Origin of the sequence: Paenibacillus piscarius (genome assembly GCF_022234545.1) — a bacterium.
Lineage (GTDB): Bacteria > Bacillota > Bacilli > Paenibacillales > Paenibacillaceae > Paenibacillus_AQ > Paenibacillus_AQ piscarius.
Window position 1 is genome coordinate 346,960 of the sequence record NZ_JAIEUI010000004.1, and the last position, 24,569, is coordinate 371,528.

Genomic DNA, 24,569 nt, shown 5'->3' on the forward strand with positions numbered 1-24,569 from the left:
GCCTAGGAGGATGCAAGCATGACACTACCACTCACAGACGAACAATTGAGCCATTTGCTGGCTGAGCATAGACATTATTTCAACACCGATATCACGAGAACACTTCGCTTCCGGCTGGAGCAGCTGCAGAAGCTGAAGACAGCAATCAAGCACAATGAAGCCAAGATTATTAAGGCATTAAGTCAAGATCTGCATAAGAGCGAATTCGAGGCTTATGCCACAGAGATCGGCTTCACACTGGACAGTATCGGCTATATGATGAAGCATCTGCGGCGCTGGATGAAGCCGGTGAAGGTCGGTTCACCGCTGCATCTGTTTCCCGCCAGAAGCAGCATTCTGTCCGAGCCCTACGGCACCGTACTCATTATCGGACCGTTCAACTATCCCTTCCAGCTGTTAATTGAACCGCTGATCGGGGCCATGGCTGCCGGTAACTGTGCGGTCCTGAAGCCCTCGGAGAGCACACCGGCTACCTCCGCTGTCATCAGGGAGATGGTCCGGGAGACCTTCGACCCGGGATATATCCGCGTGGTGGAAGGCGAGAAGGAAACGACAAGCCTCTTGATTCATGCCGCGTTCGACTATATTTTCTTCACCGGGAGTGTGCCGGTTGGCAGACTGGTGATGGAAGCGGCCGCGAAGAATCTGGTTCCGGTCACCCTGGAGCTGGGCGGCAAAAGCCCGGTCATTGTTGACCGGACCGCCGACCTGGAGACAGCAGCGAAACGGATTGTATGGGGTAAGCTGATTAATGCCGGGCAGACCTGCATCGCACCGGACTATCTGCTGGTTCACAGCGGAGTGGCGGCGGAGCTGATTGAGCGGATGAAGAGCTGCATTATCCGCTTCTATGGGGCTGATGCCCGGCTCAGCGCAGATTATGGACGGATCGTGAATGAACGCCAGCTGCGGCGGATCGAGGATATGCTGGCGCGGGACCGCGGGAAGCTGATTCTCGGCGGGAGCGTCGTGCCGGAGGAGCTGTACATCGAGCCATCCCTGATCTATCCGGCGGACTGGAGCGATGCGTCGATGGAGGATGAGATCTTCGGGCCAGTCCTGCCTATTATGGAGTACGACCGGCTGGAGGATGCCATCGGGAGCATTAACGCCCGTCCCAAACCGCTCGCCTTGTATCTGTTCACCGCAGATAAGCAGGTGGAGCAGCAGGTATTGAGCAAGGTCCCCTTCGGGGGCGGCTGCATCAACGATACGATCTCCCATGTCGCCAGCACCCGCCTGCCCTTCGGCGGGGTCGGGAACTCCGGGATCGGCAGCTATCACGGCAAGCATAGCTTCGATCTTTTCTCCCATCGCAAAAGCGTTGTTAAACGAAGCACAAAATTCGATACCGGGATTGTCTACCCGCCATACGGCAATAAGGTCAAGCTGGCGCGCAAGCTGCTGAAATAACGCCGCCAGGTGAAGCAGGCCTGAAGGGTGCGCTGCCCTTCTCAGCCTGCTCTGCGCTCCGCCACCCAGCCTGCCACCTCGATCTCGGGAATCGGCTTGCTGATATAGTAACCCTGGATTTTGTCACAACGGGTCCGCTCCAGAAAAGCAAGCTGCTCCGGCGTCTCCACGCCCTCAGCAGTCACATTGAGCCCCATATCGTGGCCGATGGTCACAATGGAGTTGGCCAGCGACCTGTGGTCCGGAGTGTCAATATTGTCGATGAACGATTTGTCGATCTTCAGCGTCGTGATCGGCAGCTGCTTCAGGTAGCTGAGTGAGGAGTACCCGGTTCCGAAGTCATCCAGCGCAATGCCGATGCCCATTCTTTTCAGCGCCTCCAGCTTGGAGCTAATTGCCTCGAAGGAGCCCATGAAGATCGATTCCGTAATCTCCAGCTCCAGGTATTCCGGCGCAAGCCCGGTATCATGCAGCACCGTAAGCACCATGTCTGTGAAGTCCTCCTGCATCAGCTGAATCACCGAGATATTGACCGAGATATGATAGCCCTCGTACCCCTGATTGTGCAGCCCCCGGGTGAAGCGGCAGGCAGAGCGCAGCACCCACTCCCCGATAGGAACAATCAGCTGGCAATCCTCGGCAATCCGGATGAAGGATAACGGCGATACGAAGCCCAGCACCGGACTGTTCCAGCGGATCAGCGCTTCGAACCCCCAGATTTCTCCCGAGCTGGTACCCACCAGCGGCTGATAATGCAAGGACAGCTCATTATTGGAGATGGCGCTTCTCAGGTGCTTCTCAATAATCATCCGCTCGTCAAAATGCCGCTGCATCTCTTGTCCATAGATCACATAGCCGCCCTTGCCCGCCTGCTTCGCCTTGTACATGGCAATATCGGCATTCTTCAGCAGCTCCTCGGCATCCCCCCCGTTCTCCGGGTACTCCGCAATGCCGATACTGGCCGAGATATGCACCACGCTCGCGTTCAGCTGGAAGGGCTCCTTGAAGCCCTGAACCAGCGCCTCCGCATAGCGGATCACCTCATCCGTACCGCCCGCATCCTCGAACAGAATCACGAACTCGTCACCGCCGAAGCGGAAATGCCTGCTGCGACCGTCCGAGCGGCTGAGCAGCCGCTCCCCCACCTTCACCAGCAGCTCATCGCCGAACGTGTGGCCCATGGTGTCATTAATGTATTTGAAATTATCAATATCAAGGAAGAAGAGTGCCGCATGTCCGTCCGTATGTTGTTCGATGAATTGCTTCAGCGCCTCGGACAGCGACAGCCGGTTCGGCAGGCCGCTGAGCACATCATTGTATGCCAGCAGCCGGTACTTCTCTTCACTCACCTGGAGCAGCGCCTGATTCTCCACTACCTTGTTATACTGCTCCAGCAGCTCATCCTGCAGCGCAGTCAGCTCTTCATAGGTAGATTCCAGCTCCTGGTAGCTCATCTGCAGCTTGCTCTCAACCCCTTTGCGGTCGGTCACATCGACCATGGACCCGGCGAACCGGATGTATCCGCCGCTGGCGCTGCGCAGCACTTTACCCCGGGCCTGAAACCACTTATATTCCCCCGACTTGCACCGCATCCGGTATTCCGCATAATAGTAGGAAGACCGCCCCTCCAGGTGCTCTGTACGCAGCCGGTTCTCCTCCCCGGCATCCTCCGGGTGGACGAGCTCCCGCCAGCCGCCGCGGCTCTCATTGATCTCTCCCCGCTCATATCCCAGCAGCTCGTACCAGCTGTCCGAGAAATAGTAGAGCATCGTCGTCATGTCCACATCCCAGATCACAGCATCCGAGCCGTAGGTCGCAAGACTGAAGCGCTCGTTGCTTTTTTCCAGATTGCTTCTGATCCGCTTAACCAGCTGCACGTAGAATAGCAATACAAGGATGAAGGCGACCAGCATAATAAAAGCAGCCACAACGCTCAGCACCAGCACCTTGTACGTCTGATAAAAGGAAAACGGCCGGTTGATGATCTCACTCCCCTCCGGCAGCATGTCCGGCGCGATCTTGAACCGCTTCAGCTCGTTATAATCAAAGACATTGCGCACAGTGCGGTCTGTCACCACCGGGAGCTTCCCCGCGTCCTCCCCCTGGAGCACACGTTGGGCCAGAGAGGCTGCAGTCTGCCCCTGAATTCTGCCGCTGATCAGACTGCCCCCGAAGGCGCCGTGATTCAGTCCAAAGTCATAGATATGGTACACCGGAACACTGCTGCTCCGGGCGAGCCCGCTGGCGAACTTGTCGAATTCGACAATTCTTCCGGTGGCATCACTATAGTATGTAGTCATCAGCACAATACTGTCCGTGGGGAGCGCTGATACCGTGGCTGTGATCTGCTCAAGGGACAAGCGGTCCATAGGGATGATCTCCAGCCCTTGATGCATAGCTTCAATCTGTTCCTTGACCATAGCGCCGGTGGACCTCCCGCTCTCCGACTGGTCATAGAGCACATAGACTTTTGTAATGGAAGGATTGATCTCCAGTGCCAGGCGGATGGTCGGAGCCGCATCAATCTTCTCGATCACTCCGGTGATATGATTAAGGTCCGGGAGACTGGCAACCCCCCGTTCATTCACTCCGCTGAAGATGATAGGGGCATCGTTCAGAAGCTCATGGCGGTATTTCATTGCGAAGGTTAAAGCCGCATCATCGGTCGTAAGAACGGCGCTGATCGGGACCTTCTGATACTTGAATCTGATCGTTTCGTAGAAATGTTCGAGGTTCTCCTGAGAGGGATACCGCTTCCAGTCCATGTATTCCGTGTAGATCACTGGTGCATCGGGAATGTTCTTCAGACCTTCTTCGATTCCGGCACTCTGCTCATCCGTCCAGGCGAAGCCCTTCTGATAGGAGTGCAGCACCAGCACATTGCGGGCAGGCGGCTCCCCGTCAGCAGCTGCTGCATTAGCGGCAGTCACAGTACCGGTCGTGCACAGCAAGACAAACAGAGGCAAGAGCAAGCTTCTTAACAACCTGAGATGAATTTGATCTACACTCATTCGCACACTCCCGTTCATCTGTCCCGAAGTCAGTTTCTGAGGACTTGCTTTGATACCAATTATAGGGGGAAACGGTGTTTTTAGAAACAACAAATAGCGACAGGAGGCGTCTTGATTAGGGGAAGCCCCGGAACATAAAAAAAGACCCAGAGCAACATCCGCCCGGGTCTGTATTCACATTCACATCAGCTTCTTAATCTCATCAAGCGGCAGTTCCACGGCTTTGGATACCGCCTCGGGAGAAAATCCATGAAGCAGAAGTTTACGGATCGTCTCCGCCTGGCCTTCTTCTTTGCCTTCCGCTTTACCTTTTTCAATACCTTTTTCAATACCTTTCTCAATACCCTCCGCAATACCCTCTTCATAACCCCAACGCTTCCAGGCTGGCATGAGTTCCATTGTTAGTGGTCTACTCCGTGTCCCAGCGGTACAAATACACCGCCTCCCTTGACGGAAACAGCGGTTCCGCTGTCCGCACTGGCAATGGCTGCATTGATTCCCAATAGCGAAATGACAAGCAGAATAAGTGCACATCTCTTTTTCATACTAATTCCTCCCTAGTCTAGTATTTGATTCATTAAGCGGAGATACTTATCCAGTTGGTCGGAGGTTGTCTGATTCCGGAGCTTCTCAAAAAGGGCCACTGACTTTCTGAATCCCGTATCATCCTTCAGCTTAACCGAGGTTTCCAAAGCGTGTAGGAGCTTATGAACAGCCTCAGATGTTCTGCCCTGGAGGGCGTAGTACCTTGCAGTCATATACATATAGTCGATGTAATACCGGATATTCCTGTGCGTCTCATAATATTCGCCCATAGCCCTGATCTGCTCACTGAATTCATCGAGAACATAATCGATATTCGTTCCGTGCCGGATCGCTGAATCCAGAATGTACAACACTCCCGGCAGGACCTCCTCCCTGTCACTGCGTAGGTAGGCCAAGTAATCCGGGAGAACAGCTGTATTCCCTACGTGCAGCTCGATAATATACCAGTTAGCACGGGCGATTTCGCGATAGTATTCAACCTCAGCCCGGCCCTCCGTGTCCAGTCCGTTAATCCAGCCTAGGTCCTCATACTTCGCGATGCACTCCCTCGCCTCATCCAGCCGGCCCAGCCGTTCAAGCGCTATCCCTTTCAGACACATACTGTAGCCGAAATAATAGACGATACTGCGCTTCAGACCAACCTTTCTCTCTGCCTGGCGCTCTTGATCCTCTTGCTGTTCCTGGTTGTACAGATGATTGATCTCACTATAGAGCCTGTCCGCAATCTGCAGCATCCCCTCCCAATTGTCCAGGGTAAAAGACGCCTTTAACATCTGAACCAGTGAATCTGCGTTAATCCCGTCAAGATCCAAATACAAAATGCCGATCCCTCCATATTCCATGAATTCCAAATAAAAGAGCATCTTTGCAATCATTATTCACGATTAATATTGCGCAAGGAAGTGACTAAAGTCACGTTTTTACGTAATTTTTGTAAGGCATCCAAAGATACACCTTTTAGTTCACGCCATATAGCTCACCTTCCCTTTTCGCACCGCTTACTTAAAGTGTGTAAATTATAATTATTCATGGTATAATTGCGGGATCACCTTATACACTGCTGCAAATACTGCTTACAGATAGGCAAGACATTTTGATACAGGAGGAATTCATGTGAAAAAACTGCAGGATATACCATACTCTGTGCTGGATCTGGCCCCCATCCGGGAGGGTGGAACAGCGGCGGATTCTTTCCATAACACTCTTGATCTGGCGCGTCATGCCGAGGAATGGGGCTATCACCGGTACTGGCTGGCGGAGCATCATAATATGCCCGGCATTGCCAGCTCGGCCACCTCAGTAGTTATTGGCCATGTGGCGGCCGGAACCAGCAGTATCCGCGTAGGCTCAGGAGGCATCATGCTCTCCAACCACGCTCCGCTGGTCATTGCCGAGCAATTCGGCACACTGGAATCCTTGTACCCCGGCCGGATAGATCTCGGCCTGGGCCGGGCACCCGGCTCCGATCAGGCGGCAGCAAGAGCACTGCGCCGCGGCTTGGGCAGCGACGGCAGCGAATTCCCTGAGCAGCTTGCCGAGCTGCGGGCCTATTTCGATCCGGACGGGGCAGGCTCACGGCCTCCCGGTGTGCGTGCCTTCCCCGGCGAAGGGCTGAACATTCCGATCTGGCTGCTTGGCTCCAGCGGCTTCAGCGCACAGCTCGCGGGCCAGCTTGGCTTGCCGTTTGCTTTTGCCAGCCACTTCGCACCGGATTATCTGCTGCCCGCGCTGCATCTGTACCGCACCAGCTTCCGGCCGTCGGCGGTGCTTGATAAGCCGCATGTCATGGTCGGCCTCGGCATTACAGCGGCGGATACGGCGGAGCAGGCACGCAGGCTGGCCACCTCCCAGCAGCTGCAATTCCTGAACATTATCCGCGGCCGGACCGGTAAGCTTCAGCCGCCGGTCGCCAGTCTGGACGGCATCTGGACGTCCCAGGAGAAGGCACTGCTGATGAGCAAACAGCAATATTCCATCGCCGGGGATCCGCCTCTGATCAAGGAGCGGCTGCTGCAGATTCTGGAAGAGACGGATGCCGATGAATGGATTATCGCTTCTCAGGTGTATGACCATTCCGCCCGCCTGCACTCCTATAAGCTTGTTGCCGATCTGTTGAAGGAGAATTAACAATTACAGCGGCAAGGAACCTGTGGCCCATTGAACTGCCTGCGGAGAAACCCCGCAGAAGCAGTCCAATGGGCTGTTTGCTATGCCGGTTCCCTCTCCAAGATTGATTTGTTCTCAATAAAATACATAAAACAATAAAATTAAGAGAAAAAGAGAGCTATACCGAATAAATCAACGAAATTTAATTATTTGATTGATGTAAACCTCATTTTCGCCTAACCATAATTAAATTTCATGTTTTCAATTCGCTGATTTTTTGTTTATACTGAGTATTATTCGTTATAACGAACGATAGCAGCAGATCCCCCTATTACTCGTCCTGTTCGGAACTATCACCTTAATTATTGGTGGTTCTCCATAGAACCACTTATTTCGACAGGTTGCGGGAATGAAGTTCGAATCCATGCGGATTATGGCGGGAAATGCCGGAGGGTTGTGTGAAGAAAGGGGCGGCGGAGCATGAAGAGGCGGCATACAGCTCTAATAGGGGCGTACATTCTGGTTGTGCTGGCAGGTGTGATCTGGCATAGCGGAGGGGCCAGCGCTGAGGATTCGATTAAGCTCACCGTGAATTCGCACAAGACTGCCGGCGCCGCGATGAACAATATGCAGCCTGGAGATACGATATCAACGGATTACACGGTCATTAATGGCGATAATGAGCCGTTTGATTACTCTGTAGCCGTACGGATGCTTGCCGGAGACGAGGAATTGTACAATATTCTGCAAATGACCCTGCAAAAAGAGGGAGTAACCCTCTATTCAGGGGGCATGAACGGAGTGTCGAGCGCATTAAACCTCGGCTCGCTTGCAGGTGAAGCGGAGGCTACGGTCCAGATGCAGGTACTGTTCCCGCCGGAAGCGGGGAACGAGTTCCAACAGAAGGCGGTAAGCATCGCCTTGGATTTCACGGCAACGGCCGCCGGGCCTGAGCCGACCCCCGGACCGGGCGGTACGCCGCAGCCGACCACGGGTCCGACCCCGGAGCCAACAGCAGGACCATCGGCCGAAGTATCGCCGGGGCCAAGCATCAGCCCGGGCAGTACACCGGCGGCAACCTCCGGGCCGGGCAGCAGTACGCCGCCCAGCCTGACACCGGCACCTTCACCGGCTGCGTCATCATTACCGCAGGAGGATGAAGTTACCGTAAGCGAGGCACCTGTCCCGCTGGGAGGAACCCGTGACGGAGAGAACAGCGGTCCATCCGCCACGCCGGGCTCCGGAGCCGTCACACCGGCCAGTACCCCAGCGCCTTCACCAGGCGGGGAGACCAGCCTGCCGGATGAGGAGCTGCCGCTCGGCGCACCGGACGGCAGCAGCAGACTGCCTGATACCGCCAGCCCCTGGTACAATCTGCTGGCGGCCAGCCTGGCCGCAGCCGTGATCTGTATCCTGGCAATCCGCAGGCTGGGCCAGAAGAAGTAAGATTCCGCACAGGTCTGGAGGAGAGAGTATGAGGATACGTTCCGGTCTATCCGTTGCCGCGAAGCTGATCCTCCTGCTCTCTTTGTGCGTGATGCTCTACTCCGCCTTCCGGATTCTCCGGGCGCCCGCCGAAGCACAGCAGGCCCTTCATATCTGGGACCAAAAGAGGGAGGAAGCCCGCCTACCCCGGCTCTACGAAGAGGAGATCCCGCTGCCGGAGGGGATGACGAGCCGCCCTGCAGAGATGACAGACCTGGCGGAAGCCCGCCCGGCTTCTTACAAGGAGGGCGAGGTGATTGGCGAGCTCTATTTCCCGAAGCTGGATCAGCGGATGGCCATTCTGGAGGGAACCGGCCGCGCTGAGCTGAGGCAGGGCGCGGGTCATGATGCCGCCAGCGCAGCCCCGGGCACCCCGGGCAACAGTGTTCTTGCCGGCCACCGCGACACTGTCTTCCGCAGCCTTGGCAAACTTGCGGCCGGCGACATCCTTGAGCTGGAGACGGCGGACGGGGTATTTACCTATGAAGTAACAGGGAGCAGAATCGTGGACAAGGAGACAAGGGGAGCCATTAAGCCGGCCCGAGAGCCCGTCCTTACCTTAATTACCTGTTACCCGTTCGCTTACACCGGCCCGGCGCCGGACCGCTATCTGCTCTCGGCCAAGCTAGTCTCTTCAAGAAAGCCGCAGCCGGGTCATTTATAATCAGCAGACTGTTCTCGCCTGCTGCAGTATGAGACCTTGTCCAGATCGTGATAATATAGACATACGCAAGCTGAAGAGGAGATGACTTGGTTGTGAGAGAAGAGCTGATTAAACGGTTTGTATCGTATGCTCAAATGGATACCCAATCGAATGAGGACAGCGAGACCTGCCCTTCCACCCCCGGACAGATGGAGCTGGCCCGCAAGCTGGCCGGGGAGCTGCAGGAGCTGGGATTGACAGAGATTACAGTGGACGAGCATGGCTATGTTATGGCTTCGCTGCCGTCTAACACAGATAAGGATGTTCCCGTCATCGGCTTCCTGGCCCACCTGGACACAGCAACAGAGCTCACTGGCGCGAATGTGAAGCCGCAGATTGTTGAGAACTATGACGGGAACAATCTGGTGCTGAACCAGGAGCAGAACGTCGTACTCTCCACAGAGAGCTTCCCGGAGCTGAGCGGCTACAAGGGGCATACCCTGATTACGACGGACGGCACCACCCTGCTGGGGGCGGACAACAAGGCAGGCATTGCGGAGATCATGACCGCTATGGCGTATCTGCTGGCACACCCGGAGATCCGGCACGGGAAGATCCGGGTCGCTTTTACCCCTGATGAAGAAATCGGACGCGGCCCGCATAAGTTCGACGTTGCCGCCTTCGGCGCTTCCTATGCTTATACGGTGGATGGAGGTCCGCTCGGGGAGCTGGAATATGAGAGCTTCAACGCCGCCGCCGCCAAGATCACCTTCCGCGGAGTCAACGTGCATCCCGGTACGGCCAAGGGTAAGATGATCCATTCGTCCAAAATCGCGATGGCCTTCCATCTCCGGCTGCCCGCCGGCGAAGCCCCGGAATTCACAGACGGCTACGAGGGCTTCTACCATCTGATCTCCATGCAGGGCAATGCCGAAGAGAGCAAGCTGCACTATATCATCCGCGATTTCGACCGCGAGAGCTTCGAGAACCGCAAATCCATGATTGCTGCCATTGCCGAAGAATTCAAGTCCACCTACGGTCCGGACAGCATCGTGCTGGAAATGAATGACCAATACTACAACATGCGCGAGAAAATCGAGCCGGTGCGCCACATCGTCGACATCGCCCGCGAAGCGATGGAGAATCTCGGCATCACGCCGCTGATCCACCCGATCCGCGGAGGCACCGACGGTTCACAGCTGTCCTATATGGGACTGCCTACACCGAACATCTTCACCGGGGGCGAGAATTTCCACGGTAAATACGAATACATCTCAGTGGACGTTATGCAAAAGGCCGTACAGGTTATCGTAGAGATTACCCGTCTGGCAGAGCAGCGTGTCTAAGTGCCTTCCTGAACAGCACGAAAACCCCGATGCGGCGTACTCCGCTTACCCGGGGTTTTTCGCGCTGTCCGAAGCGCCTTCTTCATTCCGGGAGAGCTTCTCCCTGTATTCCTCTCCCCAATGCTTGATGCACAGGATGCCGGGCTCCAGCCCCCGGGCCCAAGCGGTCAGCGAATACTCCACCTTTTGCGGCATCTGCGGATACACCTCCCGGTGGATCAGTCCGTCGCGTTCCAGCTCCCGCAGCTGCATGGCCAGCACCCTCTGGGTAATGCCGGGGCATAATCTGCGCAGCTCATTGAACCGTTTGGCCCCGCTGATCAGATGATAGAGAAGCACGCCCTTCCATTTGCCGCCGAGCACCTCCAGAGTCCGCTGAAGAGAACTCATCTCTCCCTCTGGCCTGCTCCCTGCTGTATCAACCGGAATTCCGCTTCCCGCCTGGACATCCATATCCGCAGCCCTCATTTCCGCGTGTCGCTTAATGTAGCACAATTGTATCACAGATTGATTCCCCCGTTGATCCCCATAGCGAAAACCCCGGACCGCCTTCAATGCAGGCGTTCCGGGGTCTAATGAGCTTACTGCTTCAGCGGCAGCCAGCCCGGTGTATGAATCAATGCTCTCCAGAGCGGGTCCGGGATCACAAGCTCAGCCTGAGCCTTCGTATCCAGCTCCGTCTTGATCTCATGGGCCCGTCCTTCAGCCACCTTCTGCACCCAATCCGGATCGATCAGAAGCGGACGGCCCAGCGCAACCAGGCTAATTCCCGTGTCGAGACTCTTCAGGGCATCGGCAGCGGTGTAGAGAGAACCTACTCCGATTACCGGAGCCTTGCCGGCTGCTCGGTCCACAATCTGCTCGATGCGGGTACGGCTGTCTTCCGTTCCCCGGTGCGGCAGTGACCACAGCTCCCGCAGGGAGGCATGCAGATAGTCCACACCTTCGGCTGTCAGCGCATCAATCAGCGCGAACGTCTCCTTCATCGTAATTCCCGGCGTCTCCGGCTCTTCAGGCGAGAAGCGGTAGCCGACAATGAAGGCCTCCCGGGCATGTTGTTTCACCGCTTCCTTCACGCTGCGCAGCACCGCCAGCGGGAAGGCCAGGCGCTTCTCCAGATCCCCGCCCCAGCGGTCGTCACGGCGGTTCGAGTGCGGTGAGAAGAACTGCTGCACCAGATAGCCGTTCGCACCGTGGATCTCCACGCCGTCGAATCCGGCTTCGATGGCCCGGCGGGTCGCTTCCCCGAAGTCCGCGATGATTCCGGTGATTTCTTCGTCCGTCAGCGGACGCGGCACAGGGCCCGTTCCTCCGCCCGGCAGCTCGGACGGCACCGCGCTTGCGCTGACCGGCTGGCCGTCCGTAAGCTGCTCCGGCGGGCATTGACGTCCGCCATGGAAGATCTGCAGGACGGCCTTCGCACCTTGCCCCTTGATAGCATCCGCGAGCTCACGCAGGCTTGGAAGCAGCCCGTCATGGTCGGCTCCGAATTCACCCGGGAAGCCTTTGCCGCCGCGGTTCACATAGACACATGCGGTAATGACCATCCCCGCTCCCCCGGAGCGGCGGATGTAATAATCCAGCTCCTCCCGGGAGACCGCTCCATCCTCATGGGAGGAGAAATTCGTCATCGGCGCCATCACCAGCCGGTTCTTCAGCTCCACTCCGTTCGCGAAGCGGAACGTCTCCAGCAGCGGGCTATACTCTGTCTTTAGCATGGTTATCCATCCCTCCATTGATATCATCCAGAATCACTAATTTACCCGGTATACAGGCCGGGCCTCTCCCGGCTATTATCATACTACAATGGATGGACAATCGCACATTTGTGAAATGCCGCTGCAATTATACAGAGGCTGTGCTACCATACTTTGGTGTAGAAAATTCTGAATAACAAGAAGGTGTAAGATGAATACAAGCAAGCCCGCAGAAATGAAGTTAATGAAGCTGACCTGGCCAATTTTTCTGGAGCTGTTCCTATTCATGCTCATGGGAACAATGGATACATTCATGATCAGCTCCGTCTCCGATGATGCCGTCTCCGGCGTCGGGGCGGCCAATCAGATAATTGCCATAGCCATCCTGGCGCTCAGTGTCATCGGGAACGGTGCAGCCATCGTCGTATCGCAATATCTCGGCTCCAAGCAGCCCCGGGAAGCGGCCCGGGTGATCGGCAATGCGGTTACCTTGAATCTGGCAGTAGGCCTGATTCTAAGCACCGTTATGCTGCTGCTCGGAAGCCATCTGCTTCAGGCGCTTAATGTACAAGGTGATATTCTCGCCTACGGCCGCTCTTATATCAATATTGTCGGAGGCGCCATCTTCCTGCAGGCACTGATTAATGCGCTGGCCGCTGCCATCCGCTCCCACGGCTTCACCAGGCAGTCGATGATGGTATCGCTGCTGATGAATATCATCCATATCGGGGGCAACTATCTGCTGATCTTCGGGCATCTCGGATTGCCTGCACTTGGAGTGGAGGGGGCGGCCATATCAACCATTACCAGCCGTTCCATCGCGCTTATTATGTTCTTCGTAATGCTCTACCGGATTATGGAGGTGAAGGTCAAATGGAGCTATTACATCCATCTCTCCCGAAAGTACGTGCTGCAGATTCTGAAGATCGGGATTCCGTCCGCTTTTGAATCGGTGATCTATCAGTGCTGTCAGCTGGTCTTCACCCTCTATATCACCTATCTCGGAGCCGAAGCAATGGCCACCCGCCAGTACGCGGTGAACATCTCCAGCTACATCTTCCTGTTCAGCGTAGCGGTAGCGATGGGCACTTCGATCATTGTCGGCCATCTCGTTGGTGCCAGGCGGATGCAGGAGGCTTACTCGCGGGTCTTCACCAGTGTGAAGTGGGCACTCCTGGTCACCGTTCTTATGGATACGCTGGTTATTCTGTTCCGCAAGCCGCTGCTGGGCCTGTTCACGGATAATGAGACGATCATCGCCCTGGGCGCCCAGGTCATCCTGCTCAGCTTCTTCCTGGAGACCGGCCGGACCTGCAACCTGGTCATCATCAACTCGCTGCGCGCGTCCGGCGATGCCCGGTTCCCGGTGTACATGGGCCTGATCTCGATGGTATGCATGAGCCTGCCGCTCGGCTACTTCCTCGTGTTCAAGCTTGACCTGGGCCTGGCCGGGGTCTGGCTGGCCACCGCCTTCGACGAATGGGTACGGGCGGTGATTATGTACTTCCGCTGGAAGAGCAGAGCCTGGGAGAAGCATGGCCTGATCCAGCATGAGCCGTCCGAGCCGGCGGGTGCTGCTCCGGCCGCTCCGGCCCATTAATATCAATAAGGGAGGCCATCAGCCGTACAATCCTGCTGATGGCCTCCCTTATATGTTGCCGGTTCAGCTTCCCTTCGCGAACGCTTCCTTGTGCCTCTCGGCGAACTGCTCCGGCGTAACCGCTTTGCCGAACAGCGCCTGAATCATGTCCAGATGAACCTGGGCGGCGCTCGGCTTCATCTGGATATCGGCAAACAGCGTAATACTGCTGGCATGATACAATTCATTCAGCAGATCGACATAGAGCTGCGGCAGCGCCTCATCCGTGGTATCCACCCGTGTCGCCGGAATGACCCCGGCACTGGTTACCGACGCTTCCCCCCATTTGTCGACGAAATATTCCACAAAAGCCTTGGCCTCCTCCTTCACCTTGGAGGACTCTGCCACGAACAGCCCAACCCCCGGACCGCCCATCCAGCTGCGGATATTTCCCTTTCCGCCTTCAATGATGGGGAACTTGAAGAACCCGACCTTGTCCTTGAATCCCTGCGGGATATCCGGGTTCGTGGTGAAGTTCGGAAGCTCCCAGGTTCCGGTCAGATACATGGCGGCTTGCTCATCCATAAATTCCGATTTGCCTTCATCATAAGACAGCCCGTTGAAGCCGCGGTTGAAGGTATTCATATCCACCAGCGTCTGTACCTCGGCTGCCGCCCGGACCAGGCCTGGGTCATCGAAATAGCTGGTCCCCTTCGTTGCCCGCTTCAGCGTCTCGCTGCCGGCAATGCGGTCGGCGAGATACATATACCAGAGCGAACCGGTCCAGCGGTCCTTGTTCCCCAGCGCCACCGGAGCGACACCATGGCTGGAGAGCGCTCTCACAACAGCTTTGAATTCTTCATAGGTGGAGGGAACCTCAAGGTTATATTTGGCAAAGATCGCCTTGTTATAGAAGATCGGCGAAATATTCATCTCAATCGGCAGCGCATAGGTCTTATCATCGACTACATATTCCTCCGTAGCCCCGTTCACGAATTTGCCCTTAAGCCGCTCACCATGAAGGATATCATCCAGCGGAGCGAATAGTCCCCCTCTGGCATAAGGCTCAATGAAGCCCGCCGCCCACGTGATGCCCACATCAGGGAGATCATTGGAGGCAGAGAGCACCTTCAGTTTATTTTTATACTGCTCGTTCTCCAGCACATCCTGCTTAATGTTGATATTGGGGTGGTCTTTCTCATATTCGCTGATAATCTGGCTAACCAGCTTGTACTGCTGGGCAGAGAGACCGGCGGGCCACAGGTGCATCATATGAATGGTAATCTTTCTGGCCGATGCATCAGTGAATGCCGCTCCGCTGTTGTCTCTTGTGAAGCTGCAGCCTGACAGGACAAGCACCAGGGCAAGCATTAGGGCAAAGACCGGGAACAGCCGCCCCGCTATGTGATTCCTTCGCATTGCTTAGCCTCCCATTTCACGTTACAAGGCCCTTTGAAATCGCTATCAATCAAATTCTAGCATCGTACCCGGAGGCAGATAAGACTACACTTATTGGGTAAAACTCCACTTTTATTGGATTTCCTGTGATCCGCCCTTCATCTGCTGCCGGTAGCGGCTCGGACTTACCGCCTCAAGCGACTTGAATACTTTGATGAAATATTTATCCGTCCGGTAGCCCACACGCTCCGCGATCTCCCCGATGGTCAGCGGGGTCTGCAGCAGCAACTCCTTGGCCCGCTGAATCCGCAGACGCGCCAGATACTCCGTGAACGACACGCCTACCTGCTCCTTGAACAATACGCTGAAGTAACTGGCATTCAGATGAATAAGGCCCGCTACCTCGGCCATCGTCAGCTGCTCATGCAGGTGCTGCTCCACGTAAGCGATCGCTTCCTTGACCGGTTGTCCCATCCCCGCCTTGTCGGTGTCAATCTCCAGCAGCTTGTGATCGACCAGCTTCTCCAGCTTCACATGGCGCTGCCGCTCCTCCTCCCGCTTCAGTGCGTCCTCCACCACAGACAGCAGCTCGGACTTGTCCAGCGGCTTCAGCAGATAGTTAACAGCTCCCAGCCTCATGGCCTGCTGTACATAATCGAATTCGGCATAGCCGGAGATGACAATGATTACCGGCTTCCAGGGAGCGTCCTGAAGGGAGGAGATCAGATCCAGCCCGCTCACCTCAGGCATCCGCACATCCGTAATGAGCAGATGCACCCGCTCCTGCCGCAGCCGTTCGCGCGCCTCCACCCCGTTGTCACAAGTCTCCACAATATACCGCCCGGCCGCCCATACCTCCAGCGTCTGCCGGATGCCCTGCCGGGTTCTCGGTTCATCATCTACGATCAGTATGGTCCTGTTGCCCAGACTCATAGGAATATCCTCCATTGCTCGGAATTTCAAACATAATTACCGTCCCCCCGGCCAGCCTGCTCTCAATGATCAGGCCCTCTGATTTCAGCCCTTCCTCCATGTAGTAGAGCTTCAGCCGCCGCTGGACATTCACCAATCCCACGCCGCTGCCCTTAGAAGAGATGGAGGGCCCGCCTTCCAGCGCATGACGCAGCGCCGCAAGCGTATCCTCATCCATGCCCGGCCCGTTATCTGACACCTTGACCAGGGTCCAGCCCTCACGGGAGGACGGGCGAATCTCCACTTCGATACTCCCGCTGCCGACCTGGCTCTCTACGCCATGGTTAATCGCATTCTCCACAATCGGCTGAATCAGCAGCTTGGGCACCGGCACCGCAGCCTCATGCGGGTCAAGCCGGATATCCCAGGTCAGGCGTTCTCCCATCCGCATCTCCATGATCCGCAGATACCGCCTGATCTGCTCGATCTCCTCGCTAAGCGTGACCCATTCATCCTTATTGTCAGGAGTGCCCATAATATAGCGGAACAGCCTGGACATGATGACCACAAGACCCGCCAGCTCCTCCTCCCCCTTCTCCTCCAGCGACCAGTTGAAGGCCTCCAGGGTGTTGAACAGGAAGTGGGGATTGATCTGGGCCTGCAGGGCCTTAAGCTCGGTACGGCTCTGCAGGATCTCCTTCTCGTAGACAACCCGGATCAGATCATTGATGTTAGCCACCATGCCGTTGTAGGTATAATTCAGCTCCCGCAGCTCCAGTGTAGATACCTTCTCTGAATTGGGGGTCAGCACCCCCAGGCGGGACTTGCGCATCGCCCGGATCAGATGGATAATCGGCCTGGTAATCATCGTGGACAGCAGGAAGGACATGACCAGGAACAACAGCGTGCCTATCCCGCCCGACACCAGCAGCACCGTCCGCAGCACGGACAAGCCCTTGGTGACATAGCTGACCGGAGTCAGCACCAGCAGCGTCCACTGAGTCTTGTCCGAGCGCAGCTTCACCTGGACATATTCCTTATCCAGATAGGTCACCGTCTGATCGCCGCTCTTAAGAAGCGGCAGCAGATCAGCCTTCGGCGCCTCGCTGCTGCCCAGCAGCTGGCCCTCATCGTTCACGAGCATCACCGACTCCCCGCCGTCACTGCCGGAGAGCGGATCATCAAGCTGGAAATAGCTGCGCTGGATACGGGCCATCAGATAGCCGCCGCGCGAGAACCAGCGGTCCATCAGACTGACCTGGCGGATCGCCAGCAGACTCTGGTCATCGTCAGGGTCCACGCCGATCCAGACCAGCCGCCCCTTCTGGTCGTCCGCCTCGCTGATGCTCGGCTCACTGATCCGTGCCGTCAGGCTGCCGTCCTTAATCGGGAACAGCAGCCGGTAATCGGCGGTGTACAGCTCAAGCGAGCCTACGCTCGGCATGTACGCCTGGTAGCTGGAGACAATCTGCAACAGCGACTGGCGCTGATTGAAAGACACCTCATTACCGTTTAGCTCCTCCAGCAGAAGCTGCTGAACTGTAGGATGGTTGGCCACCTGCTCCATCAGGCTGTCAATCTGGCCGATCAGCGCATCCAGCCGGCCGTTGGCCTGAACCGCCGTCTGCTGGATATGCCGCTCAGCGTTATCTTTGAGCAGAACGGATACCCGGTCGTACACAAACACCCCGGATACCAGAATAATAATCAGCATAACAAGCAAAAAACCGATGAATATCTGATTGCGCAGTGTATTGAGCTCCCTGAATCTCTGAAACATCGGAATTCCTTCTTTCCCTGGCAGCATTTCCACCTCTATTCTCCAAAACTCAAGAGGTTTGTCAAGAGAAATCCTTGCCGGGGCCGGATGCCAAAGAGCCCTCAGGGCAGCTATTCCGATCAAACAGCGGTCCAAGGGCTCTCGCAGACGAGATTATATTCAGTTATCTTTTTCCATTTCTGTATTCTTAGCCCTTGTCCCCAACTATCCCCTAATCGCCTGTTCTTGTCAACCCGGCATAGGATAAGGCCCGGGCAGGCTTGCCCGCCGGACCTCCCTCTACCGGCAGCGCACAAACAGCCCCTTCAGAGAAAGGACCCCCGGCCGCACACTTGTTATGTATGATTGGAAGCGGCAGATTACCGGATTGCAACACCCTGCTTCTTCGCCTTCATATCTTTGTTCTTGTTCACCAGCTTGGGCAGCATCTTCATGCTTCGGGTCATCGGCGAGCCGCATTGCCAGCACGTAGGCACCTGCTGGAAGGCGAAGTCATCGCGCACCCATCCTGTGCAGTCCTCCTTGGTGCAGGACCAGACCGCCGTCTCCTCCTGCGGGAGATTCATCACCGGTTTTTTACGAAAATACATATGTACCCCTCCCATTTTCTGAACAATAAAAAAACCGCCCTCAACTGGTGTCAAGGGCAGCTTATTGGTGTTATTACAGCTTTACAACGTTTTCAGCCTGTGGTCCGCGTGCGCCTTCAACTACATTGAATTCAACCTGTTGGCCTTCATCCAGTGTCTTGAAGCCTTCGCCAGTGATTGCGGAGAAGTGTACGAATACGTCGCTTCCGCCTTCAACCTCGATGAAGCCGAAACCTTTGTCTGCGTTGAACCATTTAACTGTACCTGTTTGCATGATATTACCTCCAAAATTTAATTTAACACATGTCCTTTTATTACTGCGTACGAAACGAGCAAATAAAAATTCACACATTGGAAAAGGATTCATCGCACAAATGATAACCTTTTACAATATGTGAATGCATGGGTTAAATTTACGATTAACCTTATTGTAGCACACCGTTCAGCCAATTGCAACGGACGAAGTGCAACTTATTTAAATTTTTGAGTAAAACAGAGCGGACGCACACTCGCTGCTCAGTCTGCACGTCCGCCCGCCGCAGCTCTTCAGTCAATGTACCCGGCCAGGCCCTTGTCCATCAGATAATCCATTTCGGCATCCAGAATGGTCTCCACGGTCAGCTCGTCCAGCTTCACGTCGCGCTGTGCGGTAATATAATCGACCAGATCATCATGATCGATATCCACCTCGCCTTTGGCGTTGGCCTTGGCTTTATTAATGAAAGTCTGCTCATGCTTCAGCACCAGCCGGATGGCCGCCGGAGCCGCCTTCGTCTCTGCGGACAGCACCTCGACCAATTCCTGCTCATTCACTTCATTGCTCTTGCTCATCTTTGTCAGTCAGCTCCTTGGCGTTTATGCACCATGATTGTATCACAAGTGCTGCGGGGACGTGCAGTATCATTCTCTCCACCAGGGGGCAGTTGGAACCTCCGCAGCATCCGCGGCTACCGTCTCCCCTATTCTCGGTGTAGCCAGCCTTACCCCTCTTGCCGCCGCTGCTGCCGAGATCCGTTCCACAGGATCAGTCCAGTCATGCATGGCCAGAGTGAAGGCTCCCCAATGAATCGGGATCAAGAGCCCTCCCTGCACATCGATATGCGCTTGCACCGTCTGCTCCGGCAGCATATGTATGTCGGCCCAACGCGGATCATATTGCCCGCATTCCATCAGAGTCAAGGCGAAGGGGCCATACTTGCGTCCAATCTCGGCAAAATGCGGCCCGTAGCCGCTGTCCCCGCTGAAGAAGACCCGGGTCTTCCCGCCCTTGATGATCCAGGAGCACCACAGCGTAGTGTTACGGTCCAGCAGGCTCCGGCCGGAGAAGTGCCGCGCCGGGGCACAGGTAAAGGTAATCCCGGCAAAGGTCAATTCGTCGCCCCAGTCCTGCTCGCGGATCTTCTCCCCGCTTACCCCCCAGCGGCGCAGATGGGCACCCGCACCCAGCGGTACGATGAACAGGCCTACCCGGTCTTTAATCTTGCGGATCGTTCCATAATCCAAGTGATCGTAATGGTCGTGCGAGAGCAGCACGGCATCGATCGGCGGCAGCCCGGAAGCCTCCAGCGGAAGCTGCTTGCTGTAGCGGCCGCCGCCGGCGAACGGAAACGGTGACGGGGCGCGGCCAAGCATCGGGTCCAGGAACAGCACAGCGCCATCCATTTCCAGCAACACCGCAGAATGCCCGAACCAGGTGGCCCGGGTCTCCCGGCCCTGCCCGATCACTTCAGGCCGCAGCGGAAGTGGCTGCAGGGGAGCCGCTGGCCTGGAATGCGGATTGCCTCGCAGGAAATCCTTCAGGATAGACAGGCTGCCGCCAACGCCTCCGCTGCTTAAGGAGGTCGCCTGGGGATAAGCAAATTTGCCCTCGCGGTAATTGGGCGAACGGCTGTACCGCTCCCGCTCCGGTCTCCCGGCTCTGCGCCCGAATGCCGGGTAGAGTGTCATGACGAGACAGGCTGCCGCAACCAGTGCTGCAAGTACAATTGCAATGATGATTAAGATCATGGAGTAATCCTTCTTTCTATTTCGTCCGGCCCAGCCGGCGGGCCACAATAAGAACAAGCAGCAGCGAGACGGCAAGCATCATCAGATTGAAGAGAAGCGGTCCCCTGAACCAGCCCCCCGCCCCCCGGGGATCTTCCGCCGCCCGGGCGGGAATAGCTGTCTGTTCACCAAGCGCGGCCGCCGCCGGCTGCTCACCGTCGATCCGTTCTTTGAAGTTAATAATATCATACTGCGGGGCGGCCGCCTGTCTGTTGCCGTAGATCAGTGAGTACGGCGCCTTATCTGCCTGCGCCCCTCCTGCGAATACCAGCCGGTCCACCAGATACTCGATGCTGAGGCTGTTAACCGGAATCGGCGCATCATCGAGATTGTAGATGACCATCCGCAGCTCCGCTGCGGAGGAAGGGGTTAACGGCTGAATCTCCGTCCGGGCAATCCGGGTATTCTTGAAATCAAGCCGGTACAGCTCCCCGCTTCCCGCAACCGGCAGTTTGCTCCCGGCTGCGTCGAACAGCTCGGCCCGCCGGAGGAAGGTCCCGCTGCTGCCGAGCATCACCTTGGCAATCTTCAGCCGGTCCCTGTTGGTGATGACAATCTCGGTGCGGTTCCCGTTCTGGGTGATCTCCGCCTCCGCCGTCTTGTGCCGCAGGAACGGCATGATTCTCTCCTCGCTGCCGCTGTCCAGCAACGTCAGGCCAGGGAACTTCAGCCCCTCCGCGTTATTCTTCACCACCAGCCGGTAGTAACTGAACTTGTAGCTGTGCTCCAGCACGATGCTGTCTGCACGCAGACCATCAGTGCCGTACAGCTCCCCTTGGGCTACCCGCTCCCAGGCCACTCCGTCGTAACCGCCCCACACCTCGACATGCTTCAGGAAGGATTCGGCCGGAAGCTCTAACACAAGCTTATTTCCCTGAATATCCATATGCTCTGCCAGCGGCTTTATCTGATAATCCAGCAGAGTGTCCTGTCCCTGCACCGCCTGGTGGACCAGCTGCGAGGAGTAGGACGTGCTGCGCTCCTCCACCGCTTCCACCCCGCGCTCCAGATAATACGGAACGTCAGCACCTGTATTGTCCTTCACCCGCAGATCTCGCAGATCGTCCGCGGCGGAACGGTAGACCGCTTCATCCAGATACAGCGCGTAATATTCAGCTGGCTCAGCAGCCGTGACCGCACGCGAGAACTTCCATTCCCCGCTGTCCGCCTTGTCCGCTGTACCCGATGCCGCTATACCAGAGGCTGCTGAGGCATAATGCCCCGGAGGAGCGGGCAGCCCGGGCAGCAACCCGCCTACCATCACTGCGAGCAGTACCGCTGCCCTAGCTCTCTTCCCGGTCTGTCTCTGCCTGCGCATAAGCTTCCTCCATTCTGGCCGATATCCGCTGATAGAGATAGGAGATCCCCAGCAGACAGAGCCCGAAGCTGAAATAAGCGATGATCTTGCTGCCGGTGTTCAGCAGGGTCAGATCATAGAGCAGCAGCTTGCCGGTGGCCAGCAGGGACAGCCCGAGCCCGAAACGGCGGATATACAGATACCGCTTCCAGAAGCCGTATACGATGAACAGCACGGCCAGCAGCAGATACATCAGACTGAAGGCCAGGCCGCCGTCACGCACCTGCAGCTGCACGCTGAGGAACGCTGTAATCATCACCAGCAGGTAGACCCCCATGGCCATCGGATACAGCTCCATATCCTTGTATTCGCCAAGCAGCCGGGTCCGCAGCAGCCGTCCGGCGCTGATCCACACGAACAGATTGAACAGAATCAGGACAACGAGCGCCAGAATATCCGCGAATGAGCTGCCGGATACTCCCTCCGGCAGGCTCGGCATCCGGAGCGTAATCCCGATACAGATGGCGTAAGTAATACCATAGAGCAGCATTACCATGATGCCAACCACGTTATCATACAGCACCTTGATCTTCGGCAGCGCATAAGCCAGTCCCGACGCAAGCAGTGCAGCCACCAGCAGCTTATAGAAGGTATAGTGCGCCATACCTCCGGGCACTACCCAGTCGAACAGACGAAGCGCCTCATACACCGCATACGCATAGAAGTTCACAATCGCGGCATATTTGAACCAGACCGCCGCCTGCACCTCCGCCGGAGTACTGAGCAGCAGAATCTCCTTGTCGGCGTGGCGGATAGCATACAGCAGGGCCACGGTCACCATTCCTGCTGTAATAAAGGTATACTTCAGGTCGAAATAAGAAGGGCTGTAGTAGATTGCTCCATTATACACAGAGAGCTGCAGCAGCACATCGAAGCCGAAGAAGGCCAGCAGACAGAGCGACAGCACGCCCCAGCCGGAGCGCTCCACGCCCTTGAAACGGTTCAGATGGCCATAGACGGTAAGGGCTACGCCTTCCGTGAGCCAGCCGATTGACCACCAGTCGGCTCCAAGCTGGAACGGAACCATCAGGATGGCGAAGGTCAGCGAGGTGATATAGAAGAGCAGACGGCTCTCCCGTTCCTCCGGCATCCGCTTCTCCATTAGCATCCCCAGACCCAGATACATCAGGCAGAAGGCCAAAGCGAGCGCACCCTTATACATGTCCAGACCTGCATCCAGAAGAAGCATATACAGCGTGACACAGCTGACCAGCGTATTGCAGGCCAGCAGGCCGAAGTCCAGCCAGTTCAGCTTCAGCTTGAATCTGAGCGGGTACCAGAGGGTAATGCCCAGATACATGGCGAAGGTCAGCACCGCACAGAGCATTCCCGCCGCATGGCTGTCTGACAGATAGATCAGCACGGATATGGATGGCGTATTGAACAGGAAGCTGATGTAATGGACCACCACCCAGCGCTTGCGCAGCGAGACCAGCAGAATCAGCAGATTCAGCAGGAACAGGTAACCCATTGCCACATACACGGCACTGCCCTCCAGCCCGAACGCCCCGATGTATGAGAAGAGCGGCAGGTAACCGCCGATCAAGCCCATGGAACAGATGGTGCGCGACTCATAACGCAGCGACAGCAGGACAGCAGACAGGGTCACCAGGACTGACAGGCCGAGCCCGGGCCATAACCCGATAATCTCCAGCAGAAAATAACTGTAGAAGATCGAGCCATACAGCACCGATATCCCGCCCCCGATCAACCCGAGCGCGAAGGGCCCTCTGCCCTTGCGGAACAGCCACTCCCCGCCGCCCAGCATGACTGCTCCCAGCAGGAAGAACGCACTGCCCTTCATGTAATCATTGAACCAGGTGGAATACGTGTACCTGAACCCGGCTCCTACCGCCAGAATCAGCAGCAGAATGCCCAAGCGGTTAATCCAGTTCAAGCCGATCTTCATTTCGATCCGGTTCTGCTTGCGGCGGCGCAGCAGTGTCTCCTCACTGACCCCCTCGGCCTCGAAGCGGTCCAGCCCGCTGCCCATCTGCTGCTTAAGGGTGCGCTCCGCCTCCCGCTGCCATTGCCGGCGCAGCAGGATACTCTCGTTCAGCTTGTTCTGCACCTCATCCAGGATGTAAGTAATCTGTGTCTTGTCCTCGCCCAGCTCGCGGGCGCCGATCCGGTACATCTCCCCGATCCGCCGTTTGGCCTCCTGCTCGTAGGCGGTCAGCCGGTCCAGGTAGGCATTATCCTGTGAGCCGAAATACGTCTGCAGCTTCTGACGCGATACCCGCAGAATGCCCAGCTTCTCATCCAGAATCTGCTCCGCCAGCGCGGTACGCAGCTCCGAATTGTCGCGCTCCAGCTGCGCAGCCTTCTGCTTCAGCTCGGCCAGCCCCTGCCTGGCCGTCTCATTCTCCTTCCTTAGCGACTCGTTCTCGCGGACCAGGTCGCTGCCTTCATATTCTTCAATCAGCGCCTGGTATTCCTTGAGCAGCGTGTCCTGCTGCTGCTGCACCGCCCTCATCCGGTCTCTGAAATCCTCCATAGCTGTCCCCCAATGTCTGCTATCAGCGAATTTTGGCTAATCTTCTTTTCTTTTTCTCAATATATCCCTAATTACCCACCACACCCCCTGTAAAAATCACACCTTCCCGCTGCGTCTAAGCCGGTTCACGGGTCCTGGTAACCTTTTTGAAATCTGATGCGTC

General features: G+C 56.4%; 21 protein-coding genes. 6 read left to right on the plus strand and 15 right to left on the minus strand.

The window, feature by feature from the left end; translation table 11 throughout:
- Positions 1 to 18 precede the first annotated feature (18 nt).
- Positions 19 to 1,413, plus strand: a complete 1,395-nt coding sequence (locus K1558_RS09785) for an aldehyde dehydrogenase (RefSeq protein ID WP_238651365.1) — start codon at positions 19 to 21, stop codon at positions 1,411 to 1,413.
- A gap of 41 nt (positions 1,414 to 1,454) precedes the next feature.
- Here K1558_RS09785 and K1558_RS09790 read toward each other — a convergent pair whose 3' ends face one another.
- The 4 genes from K1558_RS09790 to K1558_RS09805 all read right to left on the minus strand — a co-directional run bounded on the left by K1558_RS09790 (position 1,455) and on the right by K1558_RS09805 (position 5,788).
- Positions 1,455 to 4,424 carry an ABC transporter substrate binding protein gene (locus K1558_RS09790; RefSeq protein ID WP_238651366.1) on the minus strand — a complete coding sequence of 990 codons (2,970 nt, stop codon included), beginning with the start codon at positions 4,422 to 4,424 and terminating at the stop codon, positions 1,455 to 1,457.
- Positions 4,425 to 4,604: 180 nt separating this feature from the next.
- The gene (locus K1558_RS09795; protein ID WP_238651367.1) at positions 4,605 to 4,823 is read right to left on the minus strand and encodes a hypothetical protein; all 219 of its coding nucleotides are present in this window, start codon (positions 4,821 to 4,823) and stop codon (positions 4,605 to 4,607) included.
- Positions 4,824 to 4,825: 2 nt separating this feature from the next.
- Positions 4,826 to 4,969, minus strand: coding sequence for a hypothetical protein (locus K1558_RS09800; protein ID WP_238651368.1), 144 nt, complete (start codon positions 4,967 to 4,969; stop codon positions 4,826 to 4,828).
- A gap of 12 nt (positions 4,970 to 4,981) precedes the next feature.
- Entirely contained in the window at positions 4,982 to 5,788 is an 807-nt protein-coding gene (locus K1558_RS09805) for a DNA-binding protein (protein ID WP_238651369.1), read from the minus strand.
- Positions 5,789 to 6,083: 295 nt separating this feature from the next.
- On the opposite strand from K1558_RS09805, the gene K1558_RS09810 reads away from it, so the two are divergent.
- The 4 genes from K1558_RS09810 to pepT all read left to right on the plus strand — a co-directional run bounded on the left by K1558_RS09810 (position 6,084) and on the right by pepT (position 10,550).
- The gene (locus K1558_RS09810) at positions 6,084 to 7,097 is read left to right on the plus strand and encodes an LLM class flavin-dependent oxidoreductase (protein WP_238651370.1); all 1,014 of its coding nucleotides are present in this window, start codon (positions 6,084 to 6,086) and stop codon (positions 7,095 to 7,097) included.
- Between the two features lie 459 nt (positions 7,098 to 7,556).
- Entirely contained in the window at positions 7,557 to 8,522 is a 966-nt protein-coding gene (locus tag K1558_RS09815) for a hypothetical protein (protein WP_238651371.1), read from the plus strand.
- A gap of 28 nt (positions 8,523 to 8,550) precedes the next feature.
- A complete protein-coding gene (locus tag K1558_RS09820; RefSeq protein ID WP_238651372.1) occupies positions 8,551 to 9,225 on the plus strand; it encodes a sortase in 675 nt (224 codons plus the stop codon).
- Between the two features lie 92 nt (positions 9,226 to 9,317).
- On the plus strand, positions 9,318 to 10,550 hold the full coding sequence (gene pepT / locus K1558_RS09825; protein WP_238651374.1) for a peptidase T: 1,233 nt from the start codon (positions 9,318 to 9,320) through the stop codon (positions 10,548 to 10,550).
- Positions 10,551 to 10,595: 45 nt separating this feature from the next.
- On the opposite strand, the gene K1558_RS09830 is transcribed toward pepT, so the two are convergent.
- Both K1558_RS09830 and K1558_RS09835 read right to left on the minus strand, forming a co-directional pair.
- A complete protein-coding gene (locus K1558_RS09830; RefSeq protein ID WP_238651500.1) occupies positions 10,596 to 10,940 on the minus strand; it encodes a winged helix-turn-helix transcriptional regulator in 345 nt (114 codons plus the stop codon).
- Between the two features lie 191 nt (positions 10,941 to 11,131).
- On the minus strand, positions 11,132 to 12,268 hold the full coding sequence (locus K1558_RS09835) for an NADH-dependent flavin oxidoreductase (RefSeq protein ID WP_238651376.1): 1,137 nt from the start codon (positions 12,266 to 12,268) through the stop codon (positions 11,132 to 11,134).
- Between the two features lie 190 nt (positions 12,269 to 12,458).
- Between K1558_RS09835 and K1558_RS09840 the strand changes: the two genes are divergently transcribed.
- Positions 12,459 to 13,847 (plus strand): MATE family efflux transporter, encoded by a 1,389-nt coding sequence (locus K1558_RS09840; RefSeq protein ID WP_238651377.1) that lies wholly within the window; start codon positions 12,459 to 12,461, stop codon positions 13,845 to 13,847.
- A 63-nt stretch (positions 13,848 to 13,910) separates the two neighbouring features.
- Here K1558_RS09840 and K1558_RS09845 read toward each other — a convergent pair whose 3' ends face one another.
- From K1558_RS09845 to K1558_RS09885, 9 genes are all read right to left on the minus strand, one after another.
- Entirely contained in the window at positions 13,911 to 15,245 is a 1,335-nt protein-coding gene (locus tag K1558_RS09845) for an extracellular solute-binding protein (protein WP_238651378.1), read from the minus strand.
- A gap of 111 nt (positions 15,246 to 15,356) precedes the next feature.
- Complete coding sequence (locus K1558_RS09850; RefSeq protein ID WP_238651379.1) at positions 15,357 to 16,157, minus strand: response regulator transcription factor; 801 nt, start codon at positions 16,155 to 16,157, stop codon at positions 15,357 to 15,359.
- A complete protein-coding gene (locus K1558_RS09855) occupies positions 16,120 to 17,916 on the minus strand; it encodes a cache domain-containing sensor histidine kinase (RefSeq protein WP_238651380.1) in 1,797 nt (598 codons plus the stop codon). The genes K1558_RS09850 and K1558_RS09855 overlap by 38 nt, the downstream gene beginning before the upstream one ends.
- A 359-nt stretch (positions 17,917 to 18,275) precedes the next feature.
- Positions 18,276 to 18,506 carry a cold-shock protein gene (locus K1558_RS09860; RefSeq protein ID WP_238651381.1) on the minus strand — a complete coding sequence of 77 codons (231 nt, stop codon included), beginning with the start codon at positions 18,504 to 18,506 and terminating at the stop codon, positions 18,276 to 18,278.
- Between the two features lie 73 nt (positions 18,507 to 18,579).
- Positions 18,580 to 18,780: a cold-shock protein gene (locus K1558_RS09865; RefSeq protein ID WP_238651382.1), complete on the minus strand. Its 201-nt coding sequence runs from the start codon at positions 18,778 to 18,780 to the stop codon at positions 18,580 to 18,582.
- Positions 18,781 to 19,052: 272 nt separating this feature from the next.
- Entirely contained in the window at positions 19,053 to 19,337 is a 285-nt protein-coding gene (locus K1558_RS09870; RefSeq protein WP_238651384.1) for a hypothetical protein, read from the minus strand.
- 69 nt (positions 19,338 to 19,406) lie between these two features.
- On the minus strand, positions 19,407 to 20,513 hold the full coding sequence (locus K1558_RS09875; protein WP_238651385.1) for an MBL fold metallo-hydrolase: 1,107 nt from the start codon (positions 20,511 to 20,513) through the stop codon (positions 19,407 to 19,409).
- A 16-nt stretch (positions 20,514 to 20,529) separates the two neighbouring features.
- Positions 20,530 to 21,870, minus strand: coding sequence for a DUF3999 family protein (locus K1558_RS09880; protein ID WP_238651386.1), 1,341 nt, complete (start codon positions 21,868 to 21,870; stop codon positions 20,530 to 20,532).
- Entirely contained in the window at positions 21,836 to 24,406 is a 2,571-nt protein-coding gene (locus K1558_RS09885; RefSeq protein WP_238651387.1) for a DUF2339 domain-containing protein, read from the minus strand. Before K1558_RS09885 ends, K1558_RS09880 begins: the two co-directional genes overlap by 35 nt.
- Between the last annotated feature and the right edge of the window lie 163 nt (positions 24,407 to 24,569).

Excerpts from the sequence above, each read along its gene's own strand:
- K1558_RS09875 (WP_238651385.1), bottom strand. The coding sequence starts at position 20,513 with ATGATCTTAATCATCATTGCAATTGTACTTGCAGCACTGGTTGCGGCA.
- K1558_RS09790 (WP_238651366.1), bottom strand. The coding sequence starts at position 4,424 with ATGAGTGTAGATCAAATTCATCTCAGGTTGTTAAGAAGCTTGCTCTTG.
- K1558_RS09880 (WP_238651386.1), bottom strand. The coding sequence starts at position 21,870 with ATGCGCAGGCAGAGACAGACCGGGAAGAGAGCTAGGGCAGCGGTACTG.
- K1558_RS09840 (WP_238651377.1), top strand. The coding sequence starts at position 12,459 with ATGAATACAAGCAAGCCCGCAGAAATGAAGTTAATGAAGCTGACCTGG.
- K1558_RS09820 (WP_238651372.1), top strand. The coding sequence starts at position 8,551 with ATGAGGATACGTTCCGGTCTATCCGTTGCCGCGAAGCTGATCCTCCTG.
- K1558_RS09850 (WP_238651379.1), bottom strand. The coding sequence starts at position 16,157 with ATGAGTCTGGGCAACAGGACCATACTGATCGTAGATGATGAACCGAGA.
- K1558_RS09785 (WP_238651365.1), top strand. The coding sequence starts at position 19 with ATGACACTACCACTCACAGACGAACAATTGAGCCATTTGCTGGCTGAG.
- K1558_RS09815 (WP_238651371.1), top strand. The coding sequence starts at position 7,557 with ATGAAGAGGCGGCATACAGCTCTAATAGGGGCGTACATTCTGGTTGTG.
- K1558_RS09830 (WP_238651500.1), bottom strand. The coding sequence starts at position 10,940 with ATGAGTTCTCTTCAGCGGACTCTGGAGGTGCTCGGCGGCAAATGGAAG.
- K1558_RS09845 (WP_238651378.1), bottom strand. The coding sequence starts at position 15,245 with ATGCGAAGGAATCACATAGCGGGGCGGCTGTTCCCGGTCTTTGCCCTA.
- K1558_RS09870 (WP_238651384.1), bottom strand. The coding sequence starts at position 19,337 with ATGAGCAAGAGCAATGAAGTGAATGAGCAGGAATTGGTCGAGGTGCTG.
- K1558_RS09885 (WP_238651387.1), bottom strand. The coding sequence starts at position 24,406 with ATGGAGGATTTCAGAGACCGGATGAGGGCGGTGCAGCAGCAGCAGGAC.
- K1558_RS09835 (WP_238651376.1), bottom strand. The coding sequence starts at position 12,268 with ATGCTAAAGACAGAGTATAGCCCGCTGCTGGAGACGTTCCGCTTCGCG.
- K1558_RS09800 (WP_238651368.1), bottom strand. The coding sequence starts at position 4,969 with ATGAAAAAGAGATGTGCACTTATTCTGCTTGTCATTTCGCTATTGGGA.
- K1558_RS09795 (WP_238651367.1), bottom strand. The coding sequence starts at position 4,823 with ATGGAACTCATGCCAGCCTGGAAGCGTTGGGGTTATGAAGAGGGTATT.
- K1558_RS09860 (WP_238651381.1), bottom strand. The coding sequence starts at position 18,506 with ATGTATTTTCGTAAAAAACCGGTGATGAATCTCCCGCAGGAGGAGACG.
- K1558_RS09855 (WP_238651380.1), bottom strand. The coding sequence starts at position 17,916 with ATGTTTCAGAGATTCAGGGAGCTCAATACACTGCGCAATCAGATATTC.
- K1558_RS09865 (WP_238651382.1), bottom strand. The coding sequence starts at position 18,780 with ATGCAAACAGGTACAGTTAAATGGTTCAACGCAGACAAAGGTTTCGGC.